The sequence below is a fragment of the Phenylobacterium sp. genome (assembly GCF_016793225.1).
In the GTDB taxonomy this organism is placed as follows: domain Bacteria; phylum Pseudomonadota; class Alphaproteobacteria; order Caulobacterales; family Caulobacteraceae; genus Phenylobacterium.
Window position 1 is genome coordinate 1 of sequence record NZ_JAEUMN010000089.1, and the last position, 1,422, is coordinate 1,422.

The window sequence follows — 1,422 nt, forward strand, 5'->3', positions numbered from 1 at the left end:
GCCGTTCCGCGCCGAGGTCACGGGCGGTCCGCTCCTGAACATCGAGCGCACGAAGCCCTATCCGTTCGAGGCCGAAGTCCGGGCGGGCGACACGTTCGTGACCGCGCGCGGCGCGGTGCCCCGGCCCTTCGACATGGCCCATTTCTACATGCATGCGACGGCGCGCGGCCCGGACCTGGCCGAGCTCTTCCCGTTGACCGGCGTGGCGCTCCCGAACTCGCCGCCGTACAGCCTGCGGGGGCGCATCTCGCGCGACGACTTCGTCTGGAAGATCGACAACCTGGCCGGCCGCGTCGGGGACTCGGACCTGGCCGGCGACGTCTCGTTCACCACCGGCCGCGAGCGACCGCTGCTGAAGGCGGATCTTCGCTCGAACAGCCTCGATTTCGACGACCTGGGCGCGGTGTTCGGCGCGGCGCCGAAGGTCGGGCCCGGGGAGACGGCGTCCGCCAGCCAAGTCGCCGTGGCGCGGACCATGGTGGCGCAGCAGCGCATCTTCTCGGACGCGCCGCTGGACGTAAGCCGGATCCGGGCGATGGACGCCGACGTCCGGTATCGGGCCCTGTCGATCCGCGACACGCCGATCAAGCTCACCGCCGCTTCGGTGCAGGTGAAGCTGGAGGACGGCCTGCTGCGCGCGGACCCCGTGCGCCTCGACCTCCCGCAAGGCCGCGTGCAGGGCCAGGTGGCCCTGAACGCACGGGGGGTGACCCCCACCACCAACCTCGATCTGCGGCTCTCCGGCGCGCGCCTGGAAAGCCTCATCCCGATCAGCTTCAAGGGCGCGCCGCCGGCGACGGGGACCCTGGTGGGCCGCGCGCGCCTCTCAGGGTCCGGGAACACGCTGCACAAGACCTTCGGCGGTGCCGACGGGCAGATCACGCTGGTGGCGCCCGCGGGCGAGATCCGCGAGTCCATCGCTGAGCTGATGGGCGTCAACGTCATCAAGGGCCTGGGCCTTCTGAACAAGAAGGACACGACCGAGCTGCGCTGCGCGGTCGCCAGCTTCCGCGGCGAGAACGGCGTCCTGCGCGCCGAGCGGATCGTGCTCGACACCGGCCCGGTGGTCGTCAGGGGGAAGGGCGCCATCGATCTCGACCGCGAACGGATGGATCTGCAGGTGCGGGGCGAGAACAAGAAGCTGCGGCTGGTGCGCGTGCTGCTGCCCGTCAGGATGACCGGCCCGCTGATGGCGCCGAGGCTGAAGGTCGAGCCGGGCGCCGCCATCGCCCAGGGGGCCGGCGGCCTCGCGCTGGGCTCGTTCCTGTCGCCTCTGGCCGCGGTCCTGCCATTCATCGACCCCGGCCTGGCCAAGGACGCGAACTGCGCAGGCCTGGTGAGCGAGGCGCGGGCCGAAGGCGCGCCCGTGGCGAGGCCCTCCGCCCGCGCCCGTTGACGGGCGTGCGCCGACCCCGGCAATCT

1 protein-coding gene is annotated in these 1,422 nt (G+C 72.2%); it reads left to right on the top strand.

The annotated features are described in order from the left end of the window. Positions 1-1,396: AsmA family protein (locus JNK30_RS10920; RefSeq protein ID WP_293482267.1), on the top strand; the 1,396-nt coding region annotated here is incomplete at its 5' end. Between the last annotated feature and the right edge of the window lie 26 nt (positions 1,397-1,422).